This is a genomic window from Undibacterium sp. 5I2 (genome assembly GCF_035019605.1).
Taxonomy (GTDB): Bacteria; Pseudomonadota; Gammaproteobacteria; order Burkholderiales; family Burkholderiaceae_D; genus Undibacterium.
On record NZ_JASJVS010000041.1, the window covers coordinates 15,883 to 40,182 of the forward strand.

The following is a 24,300-nucleotide window of genomic DNA, read 5'->3' on the forward strand; positions in this document are numbered from 1 at the left end:
GCGCGCGATCAGAAACCGGTGCCGACGTTGCCGTTGCCGGATACGATGGCGCTGCCATCACTGCTGGTCCAGCGCGCCGGAATGTACAGCTTTTGCGTGGCCGTGAAGGCCGCGACATAGCCATCGGCATCGGTGGCACGCACGCGCAAATAATAGACCCCCGCCGGAGGTCGCGGAATTTTCAATTCGGCCGTGCTCAATTCGCGTGACAGGAACAACTGCGAAAATTTCGGATCACTGGACATCTCGATGAGAAAGGTCTGACCGGCTTCCGCCGCCCAACTCAAGGCCATCTCGCTGCCGTTGGTGTCGCCGACCGTTGGTGCGGCCGGCGCGGGTAATTTTTGAAATGCTTCGGGATCGCTGTACGGGCCTTGATCGGGCTTGGCTGCGTTGATCACGGTAGCGATGCGCCAGAAATAGCTGCCATCAGCCAGCTTGTCGGTGCTGAAACTGAGCTGTTTGAGTGCCGGCTCATCGAGCACGACATCGTTGAATTCGCGATCGCGCGCCACTTGCAAGTGGTAAGCCTCGGCCGCGCTGGCTTCGGTCCAGGAAAAGTCAGTTTGTGCCGCGCGTTGCTTGTTTTTTGGAGTTAACGGAAACGGTGGTTCCGGACGGGCTTTGAGGGTGAATGCCGCCGTCATTGGAAAGCCTTCAAGGCCGTGCTGATCGATCGCGCTAAGACGGATGAAATACTGCCCATCCGGCAAGCCGTCAAATTTGAAATGCGGCTGAGTGAAAGTGTTTTCCATCATCACGTCCAAGGCCTGCGCATCACGCGCAATTTGTACATGATACGCCTGTGCCGCGGCCAGTGGTATAGCGTGAAAATTAAGCGTCGGGCGGATTTGCAGCAAGCTCGCGGCCTCGAGTGTCGGGGCCGCCAGCAAGGCGAGCGAGGGGCCGATACGGCTGCGACCGATGATGTTGCCGCTGCCTGCCGGCAACACTAAGGCAGACTTGAGCGCGTGTTCAGCTTGATCGACCGCCACGGCCCCTTCGAGTACCTCGTTGGCCGTGCCATCGGCAAGGATGCCGACGCGGAAATGCGTGCCGCGTACCCCGGCCAGCGCCAAGGGCGAGCGGACTTCAAAGCGACCTTTATTCTCGCTTAATTTGGCCACCCGCGATTCGACTTTGCCTTCAGTCAAGCTGATGGCCGTGCGTGGGCTGGCGGTATACTTAGTTTTCCGCAAGGTGGTCAAGACGATGCGACTGTTAGAGGGAATCGAAATCCGTGAACCATCTTCGAGCGCGAGGGTGACAAAGCCATCGGCACCGGTACTGATTTGTGTGCCTTCCGTAACGATGCTGCCGACCTTCAATCGGGTTTCATCGCCATTGATGCGTTGCGGATTGCCGGCCAGCGCCACCACACGTGCTTGGCTTGCTTCTTCCGGCAACAATTCCAAGGGAATCAAGATGGCGGTACCAACCGGTATGCTACGGTCATCGCCGATGTGGTTGCGTTTGCTCAGGATCGTCCAGTTTTGCAATTTTTCGGTGAAGCGCAACGCAATCGCCGAGAGTGTGTCGCCGGCTTTGGCGAAATACGTCATATCCGGTGGCGTTGCTAGCACGCTACCTGGTGGCTTGGCGCTGTCGGCCGCGTTGGCTGCCAGAGGCAATAAACAGCAAACCAGCAGCGCGAGGCGCACTGGTGTGCCGCGCAAATATAAGATGGTGGGGGAATTCATGATACGGTCCTGTAGGGTAAATGCAATCCGGGTCAGCTACGCTGACCCGGAAAATTTATTCTGCGGTGACTTGTTCGAGACGGTAGCCATAACTGTAGACGGGCGCGAGGCGATAGCCATTCTCGGGTCGGAGTTCAAGTTTGCTGCGCACTCTGGAAATATGGGTATCCATGGTGCGCGAGGGAATATCGACATCGCGCGACCAGACTGCTTCAAGAATGTAGGCGCGCGACAGCGGTCGGCCGAGGTTGCGGAACAGCAATAATGCCAGATCGAATTCTTTCTGCGTCATTTCAACCGCCACATCGTTGACGCTCAAGCGTCCGGCACGTGTTTCGAATTTGTAAGCACCGAATTGCAAATGTTCCGACGCCGTTTGCGTCGGATACGCGCGTCGCAGCAGTGCTCGAACACGAGCAACTAATTCGCTGCGGCGTATCGGTTTGATCATGTAATCATCGGCACCAGCAGCGAGGCCGGCGACAATATCGTCTTCACCGGAGCGGCTGGTCATGAACAGCACTGGTAAAGTCGGCGAGAGCTTTTCCCGCACCCAGTGCAAAATTTCGGTGCCATTCAAATCTGGCACTTGCCAGTCGAGAATGAGCATGTCGTAACTTTCACGTCGCAGTTGGTGCAACATTTCTTTTCCACTCAAAAACGGATGGCAAGTATGACCAGCTGCATTGAGGATAGTGCAGACCAGTTCGAGCAAATTATTGTCGTCGTCGAGTACAGCGATTCGCATGGGTAGTTACCGTTAAAGTTCGGCAATTGAAAAAGTGATGCTTCTCATTATATCGAAAGCAAGGAGGAAATCTTAGAAATGTGAAAAAATGTCAGCGAAAGGCGATCTTATTCGTTGCCTTGTAGTGTGGGCTGTGCGCCAAGCCAGACTTTAGGGCTGAATTTATTGCCGCATGGAAAATAAACTACTATTGCAGCATCCTGCTATGCGGTCGTATCGCTGCCGCAGGCAGGATACGAACTCAGGGAAGCGTGTGGAAATTTATAACTCTGGCAAAACGACATTGACGTCGAGCACTTCCAAATCGCCTTGTCTGTCCAATGACACTTTGATGTCTTCGGGGCTGACCTTGGTGTACTTCGAAATGACAGCAATCAATTCTTCACGCAAGGCCGGTAAAAAATCATAACCATCGCGGCCAGTACGCTCACGAGCAATAATGATCTGCAAACGTTCTTTGGCCATATTGGCCGTTTTGGGTTTGGTATTGAATAAAAAAGAAAGCAAAGCCATTTTATTTACCTCCGAAAATGCGCTGTAGCAATCCTGGTTTTTCATACGTAATGAAACGCAAGGGGACTTCCTGGCCGAGGAAACGTGACACCACGTCTTCATAAGCATCGGAAACATCCGTGCCCTTCATATGTATGGCCGGGTTGCCTTGGTTGGATGCGTGCAATACTGCTTCCGATTCAGGAATCACACCGATCAGCGGTATCCGCAGGATTTCCTGGACATCCGTATACGACAGCATTTCGCCGGCTTCGACGCGTTTCGGAGAATAGCGGGTGATCAACAGATGCTCTTTGACCGGTTCACCACCGGCTTGGGCGCGCTTCGACTTCGCTTGAATGATACCGAGAATCCGATCCGAATCACGTACCGACGACACTTCCGGATTGGTCACGACCACGGCTTCGTCGGCAAAGGTCAAAGCCATCACGGCACCGCGTTCGATTCCAGCGGGGGAGTCGCAGACGATGAATTCGAAATCCATTTTGATCAGATCGTTGAGCACGCGTTCCACGCCCTCTTCGGTGAGGGCATCTTTATCGCGCGTTTGCGAAGCCGGCAAAATGAACAGATTGTCGCAGTGCTTATCCTTGATCAGAGCTTGATTGAGGGTCGCTTCGCCACTGATGACATTGACCAGATCGTAGACCACGCGGCGTTCACAGCCCATGATCAGATCGAGATTGCGCAGGCCGACGTCAAAATCGAGTACCGCAGTTTTATGTCCGCGCATAGCCAAGCCGGAAGCAAAGCTCGCACTTGATGTGGTTTTGCCGACCCCGCCCTTGCCAGATGTTACAACGATGATTCTTGCCACAAAAAACTCCTTTTTCTATCCGAACAGAATAGTAATAATAATTGCAATATAAAGCATTAACCGCTTGATTTCACCGATGATACTTCAATACTGTCGCCATTTAAGCGGACTTGTACCGGATACTTGGCCGGCAATTCCGGATAGCCGTGCTCAAAAGTTCGATAAATACCGGCAATCGACACCAGTTCCGGCTCCATCGTCAGTGCGAAGATGCGTGCCTCGGTGTTGCCGGTGGCACCGGCCAGTGCGCGACCACGCAAGGGGGCGTAAATATGGATGCTGCCGTCGGCAATGACCTCGGCACCGTTATTGACCGCGGCCGTGATGATCAAATCAGCCCCACGGGCATAAATCCGCTGGCCGGCCCGCACCGGCGTATCGATCACCAGCGCCGGATTATTGCGAATGATGACTTGCGGCTCGGGTGCTGGTGCCGGTGTCGCCTGGCGCTGCGCTGCTGCCAGCAATTCGCTTTCCATCCGTGGTTTGGCAACCACATCGATGGCTAAACCGTGGGCGCGAATCGCCGCATGGTCTTCCTCACGCGCATGGCGAACCGCCACCGTGTGCAAACCGTAAGACTTGAACAAAGGGATCAGCACATCCCAGTCGAGACTGGTATCGGCAATACTTTCGACATCGATGACGGCGAACTCATTGTCGAAAAAATCGGGTGAACCGGCGCACATTTCCTTGAGTGCCGCTTCCAGTATCGGGGTCGCAGCCTGATGTAAGAGTATGGCAACAGCGACGACAGTGGAAATTTTTATTTCTATAGGCTTGCGCATCAGACTGTTTTGCATGGGTCCAAGGGTAAAAAGAAGAACTGTTGCCAGATCACTCTACCTCGAGTCTGAAGTCAACTTCAAGAAAGCGAGAAGAATGCGCTTACGAATGTAATGCGGTAATACTTAAATACAGGGCCTATCCTACCAAGTGATGAGCAGGATTGCAAAAATATGCACACATTGTTGGAAACATTGGCGAATATGAGCCCAAAAGGGCTTAAAAACGTAAGAATCAAAGCAAATCATCAAATAAATTCTACTTGGAAATGTTTTTCCTCTGCCGACAGAATGCGAGGGAAGCTTATACGAATGTGATCATCAGCGCGCATTTTATGCTGCGGCAGAAGAAAAACAGATATCTAAGGTGCAAATATTTCCTTGCGTCTGGCTACAGTGTTTCTTATGATTAAACCGATACCCGATTACCCACCAACCCTGCCGGAGCACCTTGATGAAACTTGAAACGCTAGCCGTACATGGCGGCTATACGCCCGATCCGACCACGCGCGCCGTGGCCGTACCAATTTATCAGACGGTGGCATACGCTTTTGACAGCACTCAACACGGTGCCGATTTGTTTGATCTCAAAGTGCCGGGTAATATCTATTCGCGCATTACCAATCCCACCAACGATGTCTTGGAAAAACGTGTGGCGGCGCTCGAAGGTGGTTTAGCCGGCCTCGCGCTGGCCTCAGGTCAAGCGGCCATCACCTATGCGATTCAAACCATCGCCGAAGCCGGTGACAATATCGTCTCAGCGGCGACGCTCTATGGCGGCACTTATAACCTGTTCGCGCATACCTTTCCTCAGTTCGGCATCGAAACGCGCTTCGCCGATGCTGCTGATCCGGCTTCGTTCGCCGCCTTGATCGACGAAAAAACCAAGGCGATTTACGCCGAATCGATCGGCAATCCCTTGGGTAATATTACCGATATCGCGGCTTTGGCCGATATCGCCCATCAACACGGCATTCCGCTGATCATCGACAATACCGTGGCCTCGCCGTATCTGCTGCGTCCGATTGAATTCGGTGCCGATATCGTCGTGCACTCCTTGACCAAATACCTCGGTGGACATGGTAATTCCATCGGCGGCATCATCGTCGATTCCGGTCGTTTCCCATGGGCCAAGTACCCGCAACGTTTCCGTCGCCTCAATGAGCCCGATGTTTCTTACCATGGCGTGGTGTATACCGAAGCGCTGGGCGATGCGGCCTACATCGGCCGCGCACGCGTGGTTCCCCTGCGCAATACCGGTGCGGCATTGTCGCCTTTCAATGCTTTCTTGATCTTACAAGGCATAGAAACGCTGGCTTTACGGATGGACAGAATTTGCGACAATACGCGTCGCATTGCCGATTATTTACAAACGCATGCCAAGGTGAAATGGGTCAATTACGCCGGTTTGCCCGAACATAAAGATCATGCTTTAGCGCAAAAATATCTGGCAGGAAAACCATCGGGCATCCTCACCTTCGGCCTCGCCGGTGGTCGCGAGGCCGGTGCGCGTTTTCAAGATGCTTTGCAATTGTTTACGCGACTGGTCAATATCGGCGACGCCAAATCGCTGGCCTGCCATCCGGCCAGTACTACCCACAGGCAACTTAATCCGGCCGAACTGGCCAAGGCCGGCGTGACCGAAGACACGGTGCGTTTGTCGATAGGCATAGAGCACATTGATGACTTGCTGGTCGATTTGACCCAGGCACTCGAGCACGCTTAAAGAGCTGCGGCTGACGACGCCGCGGAAGGCCCGTTGCGTCGTCAGCCATGCGCAAAAAACTACGGAAAAATTTACGTAAAGTGTATTTGATGGTATATTTTTGACGTACAAGAACATGCTATTAACCATCAAAAAAACCAAAACCGGTGAGTGTGCTGCGTGTGCAAGTAAACTGAAATCTGAAGTAAATCAAGTTTAACTACTGCAACAGAGTCAATGATGACAGCAATCCCTTTCGATACCTTAAAGATGATGGAGCGCCTAGAGAAAGCCGGCGTTCCCGCTGAGCAAGCCAGAGTGCAGACCGATTTGCTGGCCGAAGTTATCTGCGCGCAAGACCGCAGCATCAGTGAGCGTTTCTCGAGTAAGCAAGATGTCACGTCCGAATTGGTAAGAATGAATTTTGAACTGACTGCTTTCCGACAAGAAATTAAAGCGGACGTCAGCAATCTGCGGCGGGAAATGCAGGTTCAGAACGCCGACACCAAGTCTGACATTACCCGCTGGGTCGTCTCGGTTGGCATTTTTCAGAGTGCGCTGCTTGCTGGTCTGGTTTTGAAATTGCTGCATTAATTCAATTCCTGCTCAGCATTTGCGCTTCCTTGGCTGCCTGTCAGTGCGGCACATATACGCACATACACGCAAGCACATACGCATTCCTTGGTATCCCATCCTCATCCGCACATCTACTCAGCCGTCAATAAACCCTACAATTGATCATACCGGTTGTCAATGATCGCGATCAATGCTCGATAGTGGCGGCGACCTATAATCCGGCTGGCGTGATCGGCTTCGGCGTATGATTGCTGTAGCGGTATGCGCCACGCAGTCACGTTGCCGTTTGTTAACCCACTTTTTCTCTGTCTATGTCGAATTCTCTCGTTACCTTGTCGGATCTGCCCCTCTCGTCCGTGGCCACCTTGCCGCAGCTGTTTGCTTGGCGCGTAGCACACACGCCACAAGCCGAAGCGTATCGCGAGTTTGATGAAGGCAGCGGACAATGGATCAGTTACAACTGGCAGCAAACGGCCGACAAAGTCGCTGCCTTCGCCGCTGCCTTGGCAGTATTGCAAGCGCCAGCCGGTGCCCGCGTGGCTATCCTGCTACCCAACGGCTTACATGCCGTTTGTATTGATCAAGCGGCCTTACGACTCGGCTATGTGCCGGTGCCCATGCATGCGCTCGATAACCCGGCCAGCATCGCCTACATTGTCGCCGACAGCGATGCCAGCTTGCTCATCGCCGCCAGCGACCGCCAATGGCTGGCCATCGCTGCCACCGGCGTGGCTATGCCGGCTCTGCGTCAGATCGTCGTGTTAGAGCAATGCGCTGATACGCTTGATTATCCGCCGGCCGTGCCGCTGGCTCTGCTCGCGTCGTGGTTGGCTGCCGCAGCCGCACCAGTCGCCCCAGTCGCCCCAGCCGCACCGCTGGCGGTGGGCCCGCAGGATCTGGCCGCCGTCGTCTATACCTCGGGCACGACCGGCAAACCCAAAGGTGTCATGCTCACGCATGACAATGTGATGTCGAATGTGCAGGCGGTGGTGCAGCGTGTGGCACCGGTCACCAGCGATGTATTCCTCTCTTTCCTGCCGCTCTCGCATACCTTCGAACGCACCGCAGGCTATTACTTGCCGATAGCGGCTGGCGCGTGTGTGGCTTTTTCGCGTTCTAACAAGCAACTGCCGGAAGATTTACGCATCGTGCGACCGACCATCCTGATCTCGGTACCGCGTATTTATGAGCGGGTCTACAGCGTGATCCAAAGTAAGCTGGCGCTGTCGGCCGTGGCGGCCGGCTTATTCAACTGTGCCATTGCGGTCGGCTGGCGTCGCTTTGCGCGCAGCCAGCATTTGCTCAAGGATAGCGCGGTGCTGGCCACTGTCGATGCGCTGGCTTGGTGCCTGCTTGAACCGCTGGTCGCCGGTAAGCTGAAAGATCAGTTCGGTGGCCGTTTGCGCGTCGCCGTCAGTGGTGGGGCTGCCTTATCGACGACCATCTCACGTTGCTTCCTCGGCCTGGGCATCCCGCTGGTGCAAGGTTACGGCATGACTGAAACGTCACCTGTAGTGGCCTTCAATGCGCCGGCCGATAATGATCCGAGCACCGTCGGCCGTACCTTGGCAGGGGTGGAAGTGAAAATCGGCGAGAATGCCGAATTGCTGGTGCGTGGTCCGAATGTCATGCGCGGTTATTGGAAACGTGAGGCCGATACCGCCGCCGCCTTGATCGATGGTTGGTTGCGTACCGGCGACCAGGCCGCTGTGATCGATGGGCGGATACGTATACTCGGTCGCGTGAAGGAAATCATCGTCACCTCCACCGGTGAAAAGATCGCCCCGGTCGATCTCGAATTGGCCATCACCAGTGATCCTGCGTTTGAACAAGCCTACGCCTTTGGTGATAATGTCCCCTTCATTTCCTGTGCCCTCGTGCTCAGCCAACGCTATTGGGCGCAACTGTGCAGTACGCTCTCACTCGATCCCGCTGATCCCGGTGCGCTCAGCGCACCGCTGGCGCGCGCTGCCGTGCTCAAACGAGTCCGCGAGCTGACCGACAGCTTACCGTTTTATGCGCAACCCAAAGCGGTGATACTGAGCCTGGAAGCGTGGACGATAGAAAATACCATGATCACACCGACGCTGAAACTCAAGCGTAATAATTTGGCCCAGCATTTTGCTGCGGCCATCAGTGCGATTTATGCGGCGCGGCGATAAAGGCGCGGCAAAGAAGCGAAAAAAAAATCAGGCGGCGGCCTGATTTTTTTCAATGCGATTTCAATCGCGGCAATACAGTGAAATTTGCCCGCTTTCACTGGCTTCTGCCCTTTGTGTCTGGCTCTCGCCGCAACGGAACTCTACCCACAACTGCTTAGGTCGGCCTTGCGCCGGATCGCCGCACAAATTATTATTGGCCACGAATTCCGCACGCCGCCGCCCGCTGGCGATGCGACGAATCGATTCGGTTGCATCGCAAGCCTCATTACGTATTCCGTAACGTGCGGCCAGAATCACAATGCGGCCCGATTCGCGCTGTTCTTCATGGCCACGCGCGTTCATTCCGTCGCGATAGCCTTGGTCATACCCTTGACGGTATTCCTGGCTCTGCGCCATGGCCGTTGCTGCACTGGCTGCCAATAGCAAAACTGTGGCATTGCGCAGGATGGAGAGCATGTTTGGTCGGTACATTATTTTTCCTTAAATCCATGGCACGTGCGCGTGCCTGACATGGTGTACTCGACAGAGTAACGATATCAGCGGTATTTTTCAACTGTTCTGCTCGATCACCACCCCATTCTCAGCGCGCAACGAACGATTTCCGAGTAAGCATGCACGATTTAATTCGTTTTCCGCATGAACAGTTTTCGTTAAAGTTGATTCATCAAAAATCTGACTAGGGTTTGAAACCCCGGCCTTCAGGCCGGTGAGCGACGAAGGAGCGACGCGATGGGAGGGGATGCAAACCCCTTCCAGAGTCTTTTCCATCGTCGCTTGCGACGATCCATTAAGTTGTTAGTGGCTGGCGTTGGCAGCGGCTACCTTTGGTGCAAAATTAATTTTTTGCGCTCACAGTGCAGCCTTTTTAACACCCTAACAACGCTTACCTAAGAAATTAAAACACTCATGACCATCGCTGCATCCGACTCGCATTCCACGCTCAAACCGGCCGTTACGACAGCGCGTACCTCGCTGTTCGGCATTGAACAAGTCGTCAGTGAACTGGCCGCGGTACGGCTGGCTTGGCGCGCTGGCCAACGGCGTTTCGCCGAGCCGGGCGGGCGTGAATTACCGTCGCGCGAAGCGCTGGGGAAAATCATCGCCGACTTATGCGGTGCCTTGTTCCCGATGCGCTTAGGGCCACCGGAATTACGTCAGGAAAGTGAAGATTTTTATGTCGGGCACACGCTTGATTCAGTGCTGCATTCCTTGCTATCGCAAGTACGTTTGGAGCTGGTGTACGCAGCCCGCTATAACAAGGTGCACGAATTGCATACCGAAGACCGCGCCCTCTCGGTGGTGCGCGAGTTTGCCGCGGCGCTGCCAGCAATTCGCGTCCTGCTCGACAGCGATGTGGTGGCCGCCTACCAAGGTGATCCGGCCGCGCGCAGTGTCGATGAAGTGCTGCTCTGCTATCCAGGCGTACAAGCGATGATCCATCATCGCGTGGCACATCAACTGCATGGTTCCGGTGTGCCCTTGTTAGCGCGCATCGTGGCGGAAATCTCCCATGGGCAAACCGGGATAGACATTCATCCTGGGGCGCAGATCGGTGCCGGATTTTTCATTGATCATGGTACCGGTGTCGTGATCGGTGAAACCGCCGTCATCGGCGCGCGCGTACGCATTTACCAAGCCGTCACGCTCGGTGCCAAACGCTTTCCGGCCGCTGCCGACGGCACGCTGCAGAAAGGTTTGGCACGTCATCCGGTGGTCGAAGATGACGTCATCATTTACGCTGGTGCCACCGTGCTGGGACGGGTCCGTCTTGGCCACGGCTGCACCATCGGTGGCAATGTCTGGGTGACCCAAGATGTCGCCGCTGGCAGTCATGTCAGTCAGGCCAGTCTGCGGCATGAAAGCCCTCCTTACACAGAGTAAATCGATCAACCCGGATCAAGCAGTAGCGCGCAGCTTCGCTTTGCCTGGACAGGATAAACTTAACGGCTTGCTGGCACAGCTGTATCCGCCCGCGGCACCGACCTTGGCCCAAGCACCGACTGCGGCCGCGCCGACATCCTATCCGGGCTCGCTGGCCGGTATCGATGTCGCCGCGGTGCGCCGTTTGGCACATGCGCGTAAAAACCCGTAAGCACAGGAGAGTGTGAAGCCTTACAATAGGGGCTGGCAACCAAACCGTGGTTGCCAGCCCCTATTTTTCAGGTCTGTGTCATGCACGTTTGTCTCTGTTTGCTCCGTTTCGCTCACCATGGATAAGCCGGTTTCGCCCAAAGGGCGCGCCAGCGGTAAAACCACGCTCGCCGACGTCGCCGCCAAAGCAGGGGTCGCCTTGATGACGGCATCGCGCGCCATCAGTCAACCGGAGCGCGTCTCGCAAGCCTTGCGTGCGCGGGTAGCTGCCGCCGTAGCCGAACTCGGTTACGTGCCCAACCGGGCTGCGCGTTCCTTGGCGAGTGCCCAATCAAATGTCATCGTGGTGTTGGTGCCGTCATTGTCGAACGCGGTATTTACCGATGTGCTGGCTGGCGTACAGGATGCGCTCGATCCATACGACTATCAAATTTTGATCGGTAACACGCGCTATGCCGATGCTGAAGAAGAAAAACTGCTCGGCATTTATTTGCAATCGCATCCCGATGGCATCTTGTTATCGGGCTTGCAGCATAGTCCGCGCGTACAGCAGATGCTGGCTGCTTCGCAGGTGCCGGTCGTATCGATGATGGATATGGCCATTGAGGCACAGCACATGTCGGTCGGATTTTCACAATTTCAGGCCAGCCTGACGATGACCCGTTATTTGCTCGCGAAAGGACATACCCGCATCGGTTTCATCGGCGCGCAACTCGATGAACGTACCCTCAAACGTGCGCAAGCCTATCGCCAAGCCATGAGCGAGGCTGGCTGTGCCGATCCGCGCCTGGAATTGATGGTCAGCGATCCTTCAACCATCGCCTTAGGTGCCGAGTTGCTCGGTCGTATGTTGGCCGTGGCACCTGATTGTACGGCTATTTTTTGCTGTAACGACGATCTTGCTCAAGGTGCAATTTACCAGTGCCAGCGGCGCGGCATCGCAGTGCCGCAGCAGTTGGCGATTTGCGGCTTCAATGACTTGCCGGCCTCGGCGTGGATGAATCCCTCGCTGACCACCATCAGCACGCCGCGTTACCGCATCGGCTTTGAAGCGGCGACACTGCTACGTCGTGCGATTCGCCAAGAGGTGCCGACCGAAACTCATATCGACCTCGGCTTTACCCTGATGGCACGCGAGAGTGCCTGACGGTTCTGGCTACTCATTTCACCTGCAATGATAGCGCTATACAAACACTTTCTCGATCGCTTTGATTATTGCGTCGCAGCATAGGTTTCCGTTTACAAAAATTCTTTCTGCGTTAAAATCGCCAAATAATGATAGCGCTACCAAATCTAACATCCTATTTTGGAATCGGACTGTGAACCACCAAACTTTACAACAATCGTCGCCGGCACGCTGGATCGTGATGGGCGTGTGTGCCTGCGGAAAAAGTGAAATCGGCGCACGCCTGGCGCATCAACTCGGGTGGCGTTTTTCCGAGGGCGATAGCTTTCATCCACCGGCTAATGTCGCACGCATGGCTGCCGGCATCCCCTTATCCGACCACGACAGGAGCGGCTGGCTGCTGAGCTTGCAAGCCGAAATTCGTGCTGCAGAGCAAAGTGGTGAAGGCCTGGTCTTGTCGTGTTCGGCGCTCAAGCGTCGCTATCGCGATGTGCTGCGTCAAGGCGATGCACAGCTACGCTTCATTCATCTCGATGGCAGCGCGGCGCTGCTGGCGGCACGCCTGCAAGCACGGCCTGGCCACTTCATGCCACTCTCGCTGCTGGACAGTCAATTGCAAGCGCTTGAGCCACTCGGTGCCGATGAAGCCGGTCTGACTGTCAGCATCGCCGCGACTCCCGACAGCATCACGCGTCGCATTCTCGCTGCCATCAATGGCACGTGCAAGTCGTAGTAAAAAACAACAACACCACAACAGAAGGAGACCAACATGGAAATACCAAGGCAAACTATTCCGCGCCGACGCTGGGGCATCGGTGCACTGCTCGGCATCGGTATATTGATCAATTACATCGATCGCATCGGCTTGTCAGTGGCTGCGCCACAAATTCAACAATTATTCCAACTGAGCGCAGTCGAGCTTGGCCTGTTGTTCAGTGCCTTTGCCTGGTCGTATGCGGTCCTGCAGATTCCGGTCGGCATGGTGATCGATCGTTTCGGTCCTATGCGAGTGGGGCGCTGGGGCGCATTTCTATGGGGCGTGGCTTCGACCATCACCGCGTTTTCAAGTGGCTTTGCCGGTATTTTCATCGCCCGCATTCTCTTAGGCGTGGCGGAAGCGCCGGCCTTCCCGGTCAGCTCTAAAGCCACCGGCTACTGGTTCCCGCGGCGCGAACGCGGGCTGGCTACCGCCATCTTTGATGCGGCCGCCAAATTCTCCAATGTCATCGGTGTGCCCTTGGTGGCCGTGACCGTCGTCAGCTTCGGCTGGCGCTGGGGCTTCGGTTTGACAGCGATCTTAAGCTTCGCCTACTTCATCGCCTTCTTCATACTCTATCGCGACCCCAGCACCGATCCCCATTTGTCGCCGCAGGAATATGCGTATATCCGTGATGGCGGTGCGGCCGTGGAAGGGCCGGCCGAAGCCGGTGCGATCGGCATGCTCGCCTATCTGCTGAGGCAGCGCAAAGTGTGGGGCTTGACCATAGGCTTTGCCGCATACGGCTATTCGTTTTATTTGTTCCTGACTTGGTTGCCCGGTTACTTGGTTCAGACCATGCACATGAGCATACTCAAATCGGCTGCGTACGCCGCCATCCCTTGGATCTTCGCTACCATCACCGATCTATTCGTCGGCGGCTGGCTGATCGATCATTTGATTGCACGTGGTCGTGATGAATCGACGGTGCGCAAGACTGTGCTTGTCGTCGGCATGCTGTTCGGTTTGGCCGTCTTCGGTGCTACCCAAACAGTCGATCCGGTCTGGGCAATTTTCTGGATCTCGATCGCACTCGGCGGTCTGGCATCGGCCGCGCCGGTCGGTTGGTCATTACCGTCACTGATCGCACCTAAAGGTGGGGCCGGTACCATCGCCGGGATGATGAACTTTGTCAATAACCTCATGGGTGCTGCCGCCCCGATTGTCACCGGCTTCATCGTCGGTGCCACCAATTCCTTCAGCAACGCCTTTCTGGTCGCTGGCGTGATTCTCATTATTGGCATTGTGTCGTTTGTGTTTGTGTTGGGGCGAATCGAAGCGATTCCCGAGCCGCAAGCTGCCGCTTCCGAACCCTCAGTTTAAATTGTTCAGGCTTTCAAACGTCTCTACTCGATACGCTCTGCTGGAATAAAAACAGGCGAGCTCCCGGTCGCCTGTTTTTCACTGTTTGATAAGCATCAGCAGCGGTATTCGTTTTGCAAATTGCGATTGAAACTGTGCTTGCTGCCGCCCGGACAGGCGTCGGCCAAGCGTTTCATATTGGCAGCTGGAATAAAAATTTCGGCGGCTTGATCTTTGCAGCGAAACTTCATGGCCGGACTGAGAATTTCACGCGCCTTGATGGTCAAATGCAGAAACAGTTTGCTGCTGTCGCGGTTGAGAATGATATGAATATCATTTTGAAACCTGGCTAAAGGAATATTGAGCCACCAACCTTCGTCCGTGCCATGCCGACCGCAATTCGACCACATTGTATTTCCTTCGTGAAGCAGCTTGCTGCCCTTGGCGGTATTTATGCGTTGCATCGCTTCGATCTTGGTGGTCATGGTTGGCTAATTTTAAAATGGCTGGGGTAGCGCGAATTATAAAGGCGAAATGCACGACAGCGTAGCAAGAATCATTGCGGCCTATGCTGCTCGGCTAAATTGACGATCTTGCTGTGAGTAGAGAATGGGCATTTTCTGCAATCACCGAAGTATTTTGTTTACTAAACTTTAGTCATCATCCGCTTCCCAACAACATGGAGCAGCCCACCATGCCTATCACTCAATATCACAATCCCAGCCTCACTGCGGTCCAAGCAGCACGTGCCGAGCTGGTACGCCAGCCCAGTGCAAACGCGTCGGCGAGTTCACTCAAGCAGGCATCGAATGTACCGTTTGAGGTGGCAAAGCCGGCGGCTGTTCGTGCCAACAGCAAGCTGACACACGAGCAATATCAACACTTGCTCAAGAACCGCGTCGACATTTCAGCGCCAACTGATTTTTCCCATTTCACTTTGACTGCCAACTCGCCCCAGTTGAGCATCCCCATTCCTCCCGAGCTCAGTGCGGAAGCAGTATCAGTCAAGTTGCCGCAAGCTGCCAGCCGTACTCATAGCCGAGCAGAGCGGTCGAAAAGCAGCGGTTTTTTTTCCGGGCTGATCGGCTTGGGCGGCTGCCAAAATGTGAAACCGGCTCGCGCCTCGAGTATTTCAGAACCGTTCGCGGTTCAGCATACGGCCCATGTTCCTAGTGGTGACAAGCTTGCCGCGGTAGAGCAACAAGTGACGGCGATGACGATGCAAGCGTCATCTTCCCATCACACCTAGCCAGAGACATGCGGCACCTGATCTGGTATCGCCGCTGTCAGAATTTTTGGTACGAAGCATTGTTAACAAGCATGCCGAAAACGGGCGATTGATGCAAATTGCAGGCTATCGGCTTCCTTACAATTGAAGGGCGAACACAGTGCCGGTCAATTCTGAACAACTAAATGGATCGTCGCAAGCGACGATGGAAAAGCCTCTGGAAGGGGTTTGCATCCCCTCCCATCGGGTCGCTCCTTCGTCGCTCACCGGCCTGAAGGCCGGGGTTTCAAACCCTAGTCAGATTTTTGATGAAGTCAGTCATGACAGGCCGTTTTACTCACTTGCTTACCGTCCTTGTCACGACGTCGTTTCCCCCTTTTCCGACTACTCTTAAAGGCACATAAAATGAGACTATTTTTTTTTCGCCATCGCGGCTTTTACGAAGTTACACGGCCATTACCTGAACCGAAAAAACATTCATCCTTCGTGCGTTTTTTCTTACGTCTATTCAGATGCGCTTCGGCAGCACCGGCCGATGTGTCCGTGGCGCGAGCCGGCAGCACTACCAGCACCGGCAACCCGGCAGCAAAGCTGGATACAGGTTTTTTAAAGTGTCGGAAAGTTGGTCCGCACAACGTCAGGCCCCCGCAAGAGCCGGCCATCCACGTCACAGAAAAAACGATGGAAGTACAATACGTTTGTCACACGCACGAACCGGCGCTTCATGTTGAAAATGTCGACAATGCTGACGATGCCGCCCCGATCTATGCGAGTATCGACGAAGTGCGGGCGCAAGCACGTGCACGTGCACTTACACGCGCCGAGTCTGGGGTATGCAGTCTTGCGACGGTGTTGGAAGTCGACGAAGTAGAAGAGGCGAAAGAGATGGAGCCGCAGCCGGAGCCGATTTATGCGGTCGCGGTGCCGCGCTCAAAACGTGGCTTGCCGCCGCACTCGGCTGTGCCGGAAGGTATCACGGCCACCGGCACCCTGGAAGATCTGAGCGAGCAGTGTATTTTTCGCGCACGTCAACGCCTCATTCTTCCTGAGAATTTCATCGACAGCGAGCCGAACTATGCGAGCATAGACGAACAGATTCCGCCGGAAAGTTTTCGCTTGGCTACGTGCAGCCCGGTAACGGACCTCGATTCCTTATCGGAATCGGAATCGGAATCGTATTCAGGCACGGATTCAGAATCGGAGCCCCTGTACGCAGCCATACTCCCCCGTTCAAAGCGCGGTTTTCCACCACGTTTGAGCGCACTCGGCAGCATCACGACGCACAGCGATGCGCAGCAATTTTCCGGGCCGGCAGACGCGCGTTGCTATCAGGCACCCAGCGACTTGCCACAGCCTGAAAACGGTCAGCCAAGCGAGGATGTCAGAGGGGATGCCAGGGAGGTGCTGCTCGCTTTTTTGAACAGCATCGCTCCGCCTCCTGGCAACCCGCCGCGCTTGACTGGCGTAGCCTCGCATCCTTTGCAAAGAAGACACTCGATAGGGTAAGATCAGAGCACTTTTGTTAAAGAAAAAGTCGTGCCGCCGCCATACCGATCGCTGGCGGCACGCTTCCTTACTTTTTGAAACGAGCCTATGAACCTCCACTTGTCACTGCTACCCTTGGTTTCCCTGATTGCCGGCATTCTGATTCTGATCATGCCGAAATTATTACATATCCTTATCGCGCTGTATTTGATCGTGATCGGCTTGATTGGCTTGTTCGGCAACGGCCACCTGTATCTGCGCTGAAATCCAGGGAGACGCGGATTAAATCTGCGTTTCCTTAGCCTTAAGGTGCTGCCAATTCATTGCCTTGGCTATCTTGCAAAGAGATTTTCATGATCTGGGCTTTGACAGTATGCTGGTTCAGGTCGACATCCTGCGCAAAGACGTAGGCGATCAAGGTGAATTGTTGATACTTACTGCGCAGCGCTTCGATGGCGCGCGATTTGCTTTCATCGTCAACTTTGAGAAGTTTAAAGTCATTGCCGTTGCTGAAGTTCATACGATACGAGCCATTCCAACCGAAACTCGTGTCATTATTCAAGTCGGTGGAAAAGCCCTTGGCTTGGAAATCATATTGGCCGAGTTTGAAATGTCCCCAGCTGACTTTCAAATAGCGTGCTGATTTAGCTGCCGCAATTTCTTGATCGATTTTCGGTTTCAGCGCGGTTTCGATATCATGTTTTTTGAATTCATCCGACGTCGTCACATAATCGCGAGAATAATTGACTAAAATCTGGCTGTAATCGACCGGCAAGCTCGACAACGCGCAATAGGTAAACATCAAACTGTTCTCATTGAGGTCCCTGTACTGATCGGCAGCCGTCGCAGGATTTCCTTTTGGTAAAGCATTGACTGTGGCTTGCTGTACCCCTTTTGGTGAGGTCGCATCGGCCAAGCTCGGTGCCGCTTTATCCGCCGCTGCCGTTGTCTCGGAAGTATTTTTCGAGCAGCCAACTATGCCGGCAACAAGCGCCATGCAGATAGCGATCAGTGTAGTTTTCTTAGTTGTCATCATCATGCTTTCATTAAAATTAAAACGCTTGATCTCAAGTATCAGGAGGCGCGGATTTACTCGGCGCTGGCCTTGGCCACGAGAAATTTTTTCAAACCCAAAAAGGCTAAATAGAGACAAGCCGGCACCGCCAAATAGGCACCCATGCCGATATGAATCGCTTGCAGGGTACTGGCCATCATCTGACTGATCATGTTGTTGAGCATAGGGTTGCTGCCGGCCGCCGCTGCGCTGGCTTTCAAACCGTCCTGTACGCCGGAATACAGTAGCACCGCCACTGTCAGCATCATCAGCAAAGGCAAGCAATTACCCAAGTGCGCGCGCGGATCTTTCCAAAACTGAGAAAAGAACGGTCCCAGTAATGAAAGAATGGCGAGAAAACCATACATGCCAGCACCGCCATTCGCTCCGCCTTGCAAGGCACCAAGCACGCCATCGCTCGAGCTGGCCACCACCGAGAGAATCTTCCAGAATGAAATGTTGGCAACCAAGCCTTGATAAATTTGAACCGTAACAATATTGAGAAAAAACCAGGAAATACCGATCAAACCGGTCGCAATCAAGATCGGCTTGCCAATGCGCGCAATGGCTTGGTCGACAACCGCAGCGCTTTTTTCTTTCGCTAAGGCCAAGGCCTTATCGGCTTGTTCTTTCGCCAGTTGATTATCACTGATGAGGTGAATACTGCTGATGGCCTTGGTTTCATCAAGTTCAAACTCAACCATTGCGCCGATCACTGGCGCGCCATCAGATTTCCATATTCCTTCGAGTTTGAATTCATATTGCGTGCCTTCAGAGCTGATTAAGCCTGAACCACTGTTTGCATCCCGCAGAATACGACCTCGTTGTTTCATCATTCGCCTTTTGTGTGTCTGTACAGATCGCATGGAATAGAAAGAAAACGGCCTGACCGAATCGGGCAGGTCGATGTCTTCCCCTATGGAAACTTACTGCGTAGGCAGTAAAGCTCAGCATTTTTATTGTAAAAAATGAATTGTATGTGCGAGCGCAGAGACACTCCATAGAACAGATGTTCCATGGAATGCTAAAAAAGACAGACGCCTTATGTTCCGGCGAGCGCTGATGGCATACGCATACTCAGCTGCCGTAGCGAAGTTGCATTACTTTCGCCAGTTCCGCCTTACCCGAAATGCCGAACTTCACATAGATACTGTGGGCTTGATTCCTGACCGTACTTGGCTGGCTGCCTAAGCGCTGGGCGATGGATTTGTAATTGTCATTATTTGCCAACATTTCGGCAATCAGCAATTCGGTCGGCGACAATTTTTCCAAGTTACTGGTTTTTTGGAAGCTGAGAAACAAGAAATGGTTTTTAACTTGTTTACGCACGGTAAAGTGGTTGCTGATGTAAATTTTCACTGAGCTTAAACGTAAATGGCTCAACAGCTTGGGCGGCAGAAACGGCGTCGCCCAGTCAGGAAAATCCTGCTGTAACAAGCTCACTGAGGTTTGGTCGATGAAATGCAAGACACCGGACAAGTTGCATATCGCTGTACCCACCAAACCGGAAGGATCGGGATTGCTGATACACAGTTGTCGATGTATCGAAAATGCCTGAAACACATGTGGCAAAAGCAGGTTGGCGATACGGTGATCTTGTTCGACGAATTCGGCCTGACTTTTACTCCGCCAAAGAGATAGAGTTTGGAAGCCGCTTTGCCGTGGCACGGGGAGTGCCATGGTCAAGGTTTGCAGACACGCGGTTTTTTTGCCATAGGCATACACGTTCGGCTTAACTTTGGCCTTGTCATCGAGCGACAACAATACGGCATTGCCCGGCTGATGCAGAGCTTGCGTCAACGCAGGATCGTCGCTGGACAGCTTACCGCCATCCTTGATGCTCTCACCTTGGATGTATTCTGCGCGGGCGCTCAACTTTTCTGCGGTGTCGATATTGTGCGCGACTGCCGCGATGAGTTTCACGCCTGCCGCTGAGTCCTGCGTGAAATCGCAAAAGCCGCTGGCATCAAATTGCAGCTCTTGTTTGATCAAGTTAAACGCCAGCCCGGAAAACTCGGCCATGTCAGCAGATTGGGCGGTTCGGTAAAGCTGTAAAACCAAATGATGTAGATGATCCAAAATAACACGCCCGCTATAAAAAACACAATAATCAATATTCTTGATATTAAAGCATTTTGTTTGCTTTGACGCAATTTTAATTTTAATTTTTGCATCAGATACGATGCTGTACTGAGGAAAACCTCAGCGTCGTATGGAACAACTAAATAGACCGACGCCAGCGACGCTGGAAGCGCATCTGGAAGGGCTTGCTATTTCCCTCCCATCGCCTTGCTCTTGGTGATATTGATGTGGTGATCTATACCCACTTGGAAACGCTGGCGCTTGCGTTCTTGTAGCGCTGGCAAGCTGCTATAAGACTACATTGAAACGCATTCAGCGCAGTCTCAATGCGACCTTGGCATGGCCTGGGTTATGGCGTGCTGCCGGTCGTACACTCGTCTCGCCAGCCGGTAGCAATTTAAAAATCGCAACATGCTCAGATAAAGTCGTCGCCAGCATTTGCAGACTCGCTGCCGAACCAGCCGCTTCCTCAACCATCGCGGCATTTTGCTGCGTCACTTGGTCCATTTGACTGATCGCTTGATGCACCTCGTCGATGCCGGTACTTTGCTCATCACTGGCGAGCATGATTTCACCCATGATGTCGGTCACCTTCTTCACACTACCGACGATCTCTTCCATGGTGCTGCCGGCTTCGGAAACGAGCTGACTGCCCATCGCACATTTTTCTACCGAATCACCGATGAGGGTCTTGATCTCTTTGGCTGCCGCGGCACTGCGTTGCGCCAAATTGCGCACTTCGCTGGCCACGACCGCAAATCCGCGCCCCTGATCGCCGGCACGTGCCGCTTCCACTGCCGCATTCAAGGCCAGAATATTGGTTTGAAAGGCGATGCCATCAATCACGCCAATAATATCAACGATTTTTTTCGCTGAGCTGTTGATCGACTCCATCGTGTCGACGACCCGCGCTACCACCGTCCCACCCTTGACGGCAACATCCGAAGCCGACTGCGCCAACTGATTGGCTTCTCTGGCATTGCCGGCATTCTGTTTCACGGTCGCCGTCAATTCCGTCATCGCCGCCGCGGTTTTCTCCAACACCAGCGCCTGTTGCTCGGTGCGCGCAGATAGATCCTGATTACCCAATGCGATTTCGGCCGAGCCGCTGTAAATCGCATCGGTGGTACTGCGCACCTGGCTCACGATATTCACCAAACTTGTGCGCATTTCGCTCATCGCCGCCAAGACACTGCTATTGTCATTGGCGGCCTTATGAATTTCCGCCGCCAAGTCGCCGGCCGCAATATTTTGCGCCACCGCACTGGCTTCGCGCGGCTCACCACCCATGGCCGCAGTAATGGTACGGGCAATGAAGGTCGCCACCAGGGTGCCGACTAACAGTGCACCGAGACACATCGACAGCATCAAGGTTTGAAAACCATTCGCGCTGGCGCGCGCCGCAGCCGATTCGACATGGTTCAAATTTTCTTCATAGTCGATGAGCTTGTTAATCCGCCCCAGCCATTCGACAAAGGCAGGTTTGGCTTCGTTCAGTAATAATTGCTTGGCTTGATCGGTGTCGCCCGATTGCCGTAGCAAGATTACCTTCGCGATCAATGGCATGGTGCGCGACTCGGTTTCTTTAATACTGCTCAAGATCTGCTTTTCATCATTACTGGGGGCATTCGAACTGCTGAAAATTGTGTCGAGTGGCCCGGCCGATTTTTCGTAATCGGCGCTCAGGCTGGCAATACGCTGCAACACCGTCCGCAACTCTTCATCACTCGCCACCAAGACCACATCGCGTAAGGCAATGGCACGATCATGGACGCTGCCACGAAAATTGATAGCGTAACGTTGTTTGACACTATTGACGTCACCGATCGTAATGAGTCCGCGGGAAATCGCATTGACTTGGGCAATGCCGATAATCGTGACGACGATCAGCAACGCCAAAATCAAACCAAAGCCGAGTCGGAGTTTGGCTTGGATGGAAAGTCCATTTGTTGTAGTGAAATTCATAATACGGTCCCAAAAAATGCTGAGCTGTTAACGAGATGATCTGGTCTGAAGTCGTAGCGATCGACATCACATGGCATGGTAAAAATCACGCAAGGACACGCGCAAAATATTTTATTTGCAAGACAAAGAAACACTGAAGTGAGGGGGCGGAACTAGACCTGGAAGAACCGGATGGTTCGCACTTAGACAAAGTGGACTGAGAGCGCAGGGTGTACGCTAACAATGATGAAATAAGCGAAGTTTTTTTAGATTTCTTCGGATCACACATATGGCGATGGTAAACCTGAAGTTTTTAAAAAGCCAGCCATTTATGGAAATACCGGAGGCAATCCGGTATCTTGTGGAAGCGCGCACAACAGAGGGTGGAAATCAATTTGTGTAGTTGACCACGAACGCCTCACTGGCATTCGTTTCGAGGCGCAGTGTTATTCATATCCAAGACGTTTTGCATTGCGTCTTAAATCAATGGCGTCCAGTTGGGACAAGCTCATCTCTCCTTGCTCCAAGCGGAACAGACGCATGGAATTATTCACCGATTCTGATTGAAATTGAAGTGATTGCGCAGCGGCCGACAGTTGCTCAACCAAGGCGGCATTTTGCTGGGTGAGCATATCCATGTGAGCGACGGCTTCATTGATTTGCGAGATGCTGAGTTTTTCTTCCAGCGCGCTGGAACTGATCGCGTCCAGCGCGGTGCTGACTTGCTGCACTGATCCCATGACATCATTCATCCGTATCGTCGCATCACTGGTTCGGACGCCGCCTTGCGTAACACGATTATCGGCTTCAATAATCAGGGTCCGAATCGATTTGGCCGCATCGGTAGTGCGCGCTGCCAAAGCTCTGACTTCAGCCGCCACGACCGCAAATCCGCGACCTTGATCGCCAGCATGTGCCGCTTCGACGGCCGCGTTGAGCGCCAATATATTCGTTTGAAAAGCTACCCCTTCAATCAGGGTGTTCATTTCACTGATTTTCTTGGACGAGGCACTGATACTCCCCATCGCTTCAGCGATCGATTTCACCGCTGCGCTACCTTCATTGCTGACGTTCGAGGCTGCATGGGCAAGCTCAGCGCCACGGCTAGCCGCCGAACTGCTTTGATGCACATGCGAAGTGATTTCCTCCATCGAGGCCGCCGTTTGCTCCAGACTGCTGGCTTGCGACTCGGTGCGGGCAGATAAATCGACGTTGCCCGCCGCTACTTCGCGAATTCCTATGGTTAAATTTGTAACTTCCGTGCGCACATCATGAACCACCGTTCTTAGGTTGAGCGACATTTGCTTCAAGGCCTGCTGCAATCTGCCAGCCATTCCCGCCGCATCCGTCGCAATTTCGTGTGCGAGATCACCGGAAGCCAAGCGATTGGCGTCCAACACCAATTGTTGAAGTGGTTTGACTGCAATTTGGCTGGTACCGAAATAGGCGATGGACGCAATACCGAGTACTACCAAACCATAGCCTGCATAGGGGAGGTTCAGCAGCGACAAAGCCGCCACCGCGCCAGCCGACAGCAATTGTATTGACAGCAACTGGCCCGCTGTTTCCAATTGAAAAATACCTAGCAAGCGCCCCAACAAATCCTTACGGACTACTTTTCCATGCCGTAACACATGTACGAGCTGTTTGCGTTTCGCTTCGCCCCTCATCAAGGTATATAAGCGCTCAGCCTCGCGGACTGCGGCCCTGCTTGGCTCCGACCGAACGGAAAGAAAACCGGTAATCCGGTTTCCATCCAGCATAGGTGTCGCGTTAGCCTGAACCCAATAAAAATCGCCGGATTTGCGGCGATTTTTTACCATGCCAGACCAGGGCAAGCCAGCCTGAATAGTTGCCCACATATCCCTGAATGCTTCCTCCGGCATGTCTGGGTGCCGCACCATATTATGTGGCTGCCCTAATAATTCGCTGGCCTGAAACCCGCTCAATTCGATAAATGCTTGATTGCAATAGGTGATTCTGCCTTTAAGGTCGGTGACCGATACCAAGGTCAAGCCGGATGGGAAAGGGTATTCATGCGTGCTGACAGGTAAGTTGGCTAACATAACGGGGTTTTATACTCTCAAGTAATAAGAACAACTTAATGGATCGTCGCAAGCGACGATGGAAAAGACTCTGGAAGGGGTTTGTAATGGTCTAATGTTTACGGACACCTCAATAGGAGGAATAATTACCTAAACGAGGAAAATAAAGATGACTGGGAA

Annotated in this window: 24 protein-coding genes; 11 read left to right on the forward strand and 13 right to left on the reverse strand. The window is 53.5% G+C overall.

Features of this window, described 5'->3' with window-relative positions; translation table 11 throughout:
• Positions 1-8: 8 nt before the first annotated feature.
• The 5 genes from QN359_RS14035 to minC form a co-directional block, all read right to left on the reverse strand.
• On the reverse strand, positions 9-1,700 hold the full coding sequence (locus QN359_RS14035; RefSeq protein WP_322250650.1) for a FecR domain-containing protein: 1,692 nt from the start codon (positions 1,698-1,700) through the stop codon (positions 9-11).
• Between the two features lie 55 nt (positions 1,701-1,755).
• Positions 1,756-2,448 carry a response regulator transcription factor gene (locus tag QN359_RS14040; protein WP_322250651.1) on the reverse strand — a complete coding sequence of 231 codons (693 nt, stop codon included), beginning with the start codon at positions 2,446-2,448 and terminating at the stop codon, positions 1,756-1,758.
• Between the two features lie 261 nt (positions 2,449-2,709).
• Entirely contained in the window at positions 2,710-2,961 is a 252-nt protein-coding gene (gene minE / locus QN359_RS14045; protein WP_322250652.1) for a cell division topological specificity factor MinE, read from the reverse strand.
• A gap of 1 nt (position 2,962) precedes the next feature.
• Positions 2,963-3,778: a septum site-determining protein MinD gene (gene minD, locus QN359_RS14050; protein WP_322250653.1), complete on the reverse strand. Its 816-nt coding sequence runs from the start codon at positions 3,776-3,778 to the stop codon at positions 2,963-2,965.
• A 56-nt stretch (positions 3,779-3,834) separates the two neighbouring features.
• Entirely contained in the window at positions 3,835-4,581 is a 747-nt protein-coding gene (minC, locus tag QN359_RS14055) for a septum site-determining protein MinC (protein WP_322250654.1), read from the reverse strand.
• Positions 4,582-5,017: 436 nt separating this feature from the next.
• On the opposite strand from minC, the gene QN359_RS14060 reads away from it, so the two are divergent.
• The 3 genes from QN359_RS14060 to QN359_RS14070 all read left to right on the forward strand — a co-directional run bounded on the left by QN359_RS14060 (position 5,018) and on the right by QN359_RS14070 (position 9,006).
• The gene (locus tag QN359_RS14060; protein ID WP_322250655.1) at positions 5,018-6,289 is read left to right on the forward strand and encodes an O-acetylhomoserine aminocarboxypropyltransferase/cysteine synthase family protein; all 1,272 of its coding nucleotides are present in this window, start codon (positions 5,018-5,020) and stop codon (positions 6,287-6,289) included.
• Positions 6,290-6,508: 219 nt separating this feature from the next.
• Positions 6,509-6,862, forward strand: a complete 354-nt coding sequence (locus tag QN359_RS14065; RefSeq protein WP_322250656.1) for a coiled-coil domain-containing protein — start codon at positions 6,509-6,511, stop codon at positions 6,860-6,862.
• A 293-nt stretch (positions 6,863-7,155) separates the two neighbouring features.
• Positions 7,156-9,006 (forward strand): AMP-dependent synthetase/ligase, encoded by a 1,851-nt coding sequence (locus QN359_RS14070; protein WP_322250657.1) that lies wholly within the window; start codon positions 7,156-7,158, stop codon positions 9,004-9,006.
• 60 nt (positions 9,007-9,066) lie between these two features.
• Here QN359_RS14070 and QN359_RS14075 read toward each other — a convergent pair whose 3' ends face one another.
• Both QN359_RS14075 and QN359_RS14080 read right to left on the reverse strand, forming a co-directional pair.
• Positions 9,067-9,477, reverse strand: coding sequence for a hypothetical protein (locus QN359_RS14075; RefSeq protein WP_322250658.1), 411 nt, complete (start codon positions 9,475-9,477; stop codon positions 9,067-9,069).
• A 78-nt stretch (positions 9,478-9,555) separates the two neighbouring features.
• Positions 9,556-9,774: a hypothetical protein gene (locus QN359_RS14080; protein WP_322250659.1), complete on the reverse strand. Its 219-nt coding sequence runs from the start codon at positions 9,772-9,774 to the stop codon at positions 9,556-9,558.
• Between the two features lie 138 nt (positions 9,775-9,912).
• On the opposite strand from QN359_RS14080, the gene epsC reads away from it, so the two are divergent.
• The 5 genes from epsC (at position 9,913) to QN359_RS14105 (ending at position 14,303) form a co-directional block, all read left to right on the forward strand.
• Positions 9,913-10,887: a serine O-acetyltransferase EpsC gene (epsC, locus tag QN359_RS14085; protein ID WP_322250660.1), complete on the forward strand. Its 975-nt coding sequence runs from the start codon at positions 9,913-9,915 to the stop codon at positions 10,885-10,887.
• On the forward strand, positions 10,862-11,098 hold the full coding sequence (locus QN359_RS14090) for a hypothetical protein (protein WP_322250661.1): 237 nt from the start codon (positions 10,862-10,864) through the stop codon (positions 11,096-11,098). Before epsC ends, QN359_RS14090 begins: the two co-directional genes overlap by 26 nt.
• 117 nt (positions 11,099-11,215) lie before the next feature.
• Positions 11,216-12,244 carry a LacI family DNA-binding transcriptional regulator gene (locus tag QN359_RS14095; RefSeq protein ID WP_322250662.1) on the forward strand — a complete coding sequence of 343 codons (1,029 nt, stop codon included), beginning with the start codon at positions 11,216-11,218 and terminating at the stop codon, positions 12,242-12,244.
• A 172-nt stretch (positions 12,245-12,416) separates the two neighbouring features.
• Entirely contained in the window at positions 12,417-12,956 is a 540-nt protein-coding gene (locus QN359_RS14100) for a gluconokinase (protein WP_416200222.1), read from the forward strand.
• Between the two features lie 36 nt (positions 12,957-12,992).
• Complete coding sequence (locus QN359_RS14105) at positions 12,993-14,303, forward strand: MFS transporter (RefSeq protein ID WP_322250663.1); 1,311 nt, start codon at positions 12,993-12,995, stop codon at positions 14,301-14,303.
• A gap of 95 nt (positions 14,304-14,398) precedes the next feature.
• Here QN359_RS14105 and QN359_RS14110 read toward each other — a convergent pair whose 3' ends face one another.
• Positions 14,399-14,767 (reverse strand): hypothetical protein, encoded by a 369-nt coding sequence (locus QN359_RS14110; RefSeq protein ID WP_322250664.1) that lies wholly within the window; start codon positions 14,765-14,767, stop codon positions 14,399-14,401.
• Positions 14,768-14,976: 209 nt separating this feature from the next.
• Between QN359_RS14110 and QN359_RS14115 the strand changes: the two genes are divergently transcribed.
• The 3 genes from QN359_RS14115 (at position 14,977) to QN359_RS14125 (ending at position 17,259) form a co-directional block, all read left to right on the forward strand.
• On the forward strand, positions 14,977-15,531 hold the full coding sequence (locus QN359_RS14115) for a hypothetical protein (RefSeq protein WP_322250665.1): 555 nt from the start codon (positions 14,977-14,979) through the stop codon (positions 15,529-15,531).
• A gap of 660 nt (positions 15,532-16,191) precedes the next feature.
• Entirely contained in the window at positions 16,192-17,016 is an 825-nt protein-coding gene (locus tag QN359_RS14120) for a hypothetical protein (RefSeq protein ID WP_322250666.1), read from the forward strand.
• 87 nt (positions 17,017-17,103) lie between these two features.
• Positions 17,104-17,259, forward strand: coding sequence for a DUF3096 domain-containing protein (locus tag QN359_RS14125; protein WP_322250667.1), 156 nt, complete (start codon positions 17,104-17,106; stop codon positions 17,257-17,259).
• Positions 17,260-17,299: 40 nt separating this feature from the next.
• On the opposite strand, the gene QN359_RS14130 is transcribed toward QN359_RS14125, so the two are convergent.
• The 5 genes from QN359_RS14130 to QN359_RS14150 form a co-directional block, all read right to left on the reverse strand.
• Positions 17,300-18,028 (reverse strand): hypothetical protein, encoded by a 729-nt coding sequence (locus QN359_RS14130; RefSeq protein WP_322250668.1) that lies wholly within the window; start codon positions 18,026-18,028, stop codon positions 17,300-17,302.
• 56 nt (positions 18,029-18,084) lie between these two features.
• A complete protein-coding gene (locus tag QN359_RS14135; protein ID WP_322250669.1) occupies positions 18,085-18,885 on the reverse strand; it encodes a hypothetical protein in 801 nt (266 codons plus the stop codon).
• Between the two features lie 241 nt (positions 18,886-19,126).
• A complete protein-coding gene (locus QN359_RS14140; protein ID WP_322250670.1) occupies positions 19,127-20,071 on the reverse strand; it encodes a helix-turn-helix transcriptional regulator in 945 nt (314 codons plus the stop codon).
• Positions 20,072-20,443: 372 nt separating this feature from the next.
• Complete coding sequence (locus QN359_RS14145; RefSeq protein WP_322250671.1) at positions 20,444-22,096, reverse strand: methyl-accepting chemotaxis protein; 1,653 nt, start codon at positions 22,094-22,096, stop codon at positions 20,444-20,446.
• A 425-nt stretch (positions 22,097-22,521) separates the two neighbouring features.
• Complete coding sequence (locus QN359_RS14150; RefSeq protein WP_322250672.1) at positions 22,522-24,141, reverse strand: methyl-accepting chemotaxis protein; 1,620 nt, start codon at positions 24,139-24,141, stop codon at positions 22,522-22,524.
• Positions 24,142-24,300 lie beyond the last annotated feature (159 nt).

Excerpts from the sequence above, each read along its gene's own strand:
- QN359_RS14035 (WP_322250650.1), bottom strand. The coding sequence starts at position 1,700 with ATGAATTCCCCCACCATCTTATATTTGCGCGGCACACCAGTGCGCCTC.
- QN359_RS14040 (WP_322250651.1), bottom strand. The coding sequence starts at position 2,448 with ATGCGAATCGCTGTACTCGACGACGACAATAATTTGCTCGAACTGGTC.
- minE (WP_322250652.1), bottom strand. The coding sequence starts at position 2,961 with ATGGCTTTGCTTTCTTTTTTATTCAATACCAAACCCAAAACGGCCAAT.
- minC (WP_322250654.1), bottom strand. The coding sequence starts at position 4,581 with ATGCAAAACAGTCTGATGCGCAAGCCTATAGAAATAAAAATTTCCACT.
- QN359_RS14060 (WP_322250655.1), top strand. The coding sequence starts at position 5,018 with ATGAAACTTGAAACGCTAGCCGTACATGGCGGCTATACGCCCGATCCG.
- QN359_RS14065 (WP_322250656.1), top strand. The coding sequence starts at position 6,509 with ATGACAGCAATCCCTTTCGATACCTTAAAGATGATGGAGCGCCTAGAG.
- QN359_RS14070 (WP_322250657.1), top strand. The coding sequence starts at position 7,156 with ATGTCGAATTCTCTCGTTACCTTGTCGGATCTGCCCCTCTCGTCCGTG.
- QN359_RS14075 (WP_322250658.1), bottom strand. The coding sequence starts at position 9,477 with ATGTACCGACCAAACATGCTCTCCATCCTGCGCAATGCCACAGTTTTG.
- QN359_RS14080 (WP_322250659.1), bottom strand. The coding sequence starts at position 9,774 with ATGGAAAAGACTCTGGAAGGGGTTTGCATCCCCTCCCATCGCGTCGCT.
- epsC (WP_322250660.1), top strand. The coding sequence starts at position 9,913 with ATGACCATCGCTGCATCCGACTCGCATTCCACGCTCAAACCGGCCGTT.
- QN359_RS14090 (WP_322250661.1), top strand. The coding sequence starts at position 10,862 with ATGAAAGCCCTCCTTACACAGAGTAAATCGATCAACCCGGATCAAGCA.
- QN359_RS14095 (WP_322250662.1), top strand. The coding sequence starts at position 11,216 with ATGGATAAGCCGGTTTCGCCCAAAGGGCGCGCCAGCGGTAAAACCACG.
- QN359_RS14105 (WP_322250663.1), top strand. The coding sequence starts at position 12,993 with ATGGAAATACCAAGGCAAACTATTCCGCGCCGACGCTGGGGCATCGGT.
- QN359_RS14110 (WP_322250664.1), bottom strand. The coding sequence starts at position 14,767 with ATGACCACCAAGATCGAAGCGATGCAACGCATAAATACCGCCAAGGGC.
- QN359_RS14115 (WP_322250665.1), top strand. The coding sequence starts at position 14,977 with ATGCCTATCACTCAATATCACAATCCCAGCCTCACTGCGGTCCAAGCA.
- QN359_RS14120 (WP_322250666.1), top strand. The coding sequence starts at position 16,192 with ATGGAAGTACAATACGTTTGTCACACGCACGAACCGGCGCTTCATGTT.
- QN359_RS14125 (WP_322250667.1), top strand. The coding sequence starts at position 17,104 with ATGAACCTCCACTTGTCACTGCTACCCTTGGTTTCCCTGATTGCCGGC.
- QN359_RS14130 (WP_322250668.1), bottom strand. The coding sequence starts at position 18,028 with ATGACAACTAAGAAAACTACACTGATCGCTATCTGCATGGCGCTTGTT.
- QN359_RS14135 (WP_322250669.1), bottom strand. The coding sequence starts at position 18,885 with ATGATGAAACAACGAGGTCGTATTCTGCGGGATGCAAACAGTGGTTCA.
- QN359_RS14140 (WP_322250670.1), bottom strand. The coding sequence starts at position 20,071 with ATGGCCGAGTTTTCCGGGCTGGCGTTTAACTTGATCAAACAAGAGCTG.
- QN359_RS14145 (WP_322250671.1), bottom strand. The coding sequence starts at position 22,096 with ATGAATTTCACTACAACAAATGGACTTTCCATCCAAGCCAAACTCCGA.
- QN359_RS14150 (WP_322250672.1), bottom strand. The coding sequence starts at position 24,141 with ATGTTAGCCAACTTACCTGTCAGCACGCATGAATACCCTTTCCCATCC.